The following is a 1,001-nucleotide window of genomic DNA, read 5'->3' on the forward strand; positions in this document are numbered from 1 at the left end:
GCAGTGATAAGAGCTTGGCTCACGGCAAATCCTTCCGGGGGCAGGGAATTCGAATGCATCATTATGGTCAATGGTGCCGTCCCTGCCTACCGCCGGGCCGCCTGCCCAGTCTTTCCAAAGTGCGTATAATCCGCCGTCATGACCCGAACCCGAACTCCCCGTACCCCTCAAAAACGCCCGACCGGCCGCTCTCGCGCCTGGCTGGGCTGGGCTTTGAAGCTCAGCCTGGTAGGCCTGGTGATCGTCGCCGGCTTCGCGGTTTACCTCGATGCCGTTGTCCAGGAAAAGTTCTCTGGCAAGCGCTGGACCATCCCGGCCAAGGTGTATGCACGGCCGTTGGAGCTGTTCACCGGCCAGAAACTGAGCAAGAACGACTTCCTCACCGAGCTCGACGCGCTTGGCTACCGGCGTGAAAGCGCGGCCAACGGCCCGGGGGCGGCGGCCGTCAACGGCAACACCGTCGACCTCAACACCCGTGGCTTCCAGTTCTACGAGGGCATGGAGCCCGCGCAGTTCGTGCGCGTGCGGTTCTCCGGCGATTACGTGGCCGGCCTTTCCGGGGCCAATGGCAAGGCGCTTGACGTGGTGCGCCTGGAGCCGCTGATGATCGGCGGTATCTACCCGAAAAACCTTGAAGACCGCATTCTGATCAAGATCGACCAGGTGCCCAAGTACCTGCTCGAGACCCTGGTTGCCACGGAAGACCGCGACTTCTATAGCCACCATGGCGTGTCGCCCAAGTCCATCGCCCGGGCCATGTGGGTGAATACTTCATCCGGCTCGATGCGCCAGGGTGGCAGTACCTTGACCCAGCAGTTGGTGAAGAACTTCTACCTCAGCAGCGAGCGCAGCCTCAGCCGCAAAGTGACCGAAGCGATGATGGCGGTGCTGCTCGAACTGCATTACGACAAGCGCGAAATCCTCGAGGCCTACCTCAACGAGGTCTTTGTCGGGCAGGACGGCCAGCGTGCCGTGCACGGCTTCGGCCTGGCCAGCCAGTT

General features: G+C 62.2%; 1 protein-coding gene. It reads left to right on the forward strand.

Annotated features, from left to right (window positions below):
- Window positions 1-138: 138 nt before the first annotated feature.
- Window positions 139-1,001, forward strand: an 863-nt coding sequence (locus GYA94_RS26705; protein WP_174824219.1) for a transglycosylase domain-containing protein, incomplete at its 3' end; no start/stop codon positions are given.

Origin of the sequence: Pseudomonas juntendi (genome assembly GCF_009932375.1) — a bacterium.
In the GTDB taxonomy this organism is placed as follows: Bacteria; Pseudomonadota; Gammaproteobacteria; order Pseudomonadales; family Pseudomonadaceae; genus Aquipseudomonas; species Aquipseudomonas juntendi.